This is a genomic window from Mesorhizobium sp. M8A.F.Ca.ET.208.01.1.1 (genome assembly GCF_004791315.1).
In the GTDB taxonomy this organism is placed as follows: domain Bacteria; phylum Pseudomonadota; class Alphaproteobacteria; order Rhizobiales; family Rhizobiaceae; genus Mesorhizobium.
This window is the reverse complement of record NZ_SRUT01000183.1, coordinates 1-336: the sequence shown is the minus strand read 5'-3', so window position 1 is coordinate 336 and position 336 is coordinate 1. Positions and strand designations below refer to the sequence as shown.

Here is a 336-nt window from a genome sequence, read left to right as displayed (position 1 = left end):
CGGACTGGACGTCTCCGTAAAAGAGACGGCCGTTTGCATCGTGGATGAAGGAGGCCGCATTTGCCGAGAGATGAAGGTTGCGAGCCATCCGGACGATCTTGTTGAGGCGTTGAAGAACCCCGCCTGGAATTTGGCCCGGATCGGGCTTGAAGCTGGTCCCTTATCAAATGGTTGTTCAGTGGTCTGGCGGGAGCCGGACTACCTGCAATCTGCATCGTAACCCGTCATGCGAAGGCCTTTCTCAAGGCGCAGGTCAACAAGAGCGACCGCAACGATGCGCGCGGCATCGCGCAGATGATGCGGGTTAATTGTGTTCCGGCCGATGCACGTCAAGAC

1 pseudogene is annotated in these 336 nt (G+C 57.7%); it reads left to right on the top strand.

The features are described from left to right. A pseudogene (locus tag EN851_RS36875) lies at positions 1-336 on the top strand (transposase); the annotation flags it as partial.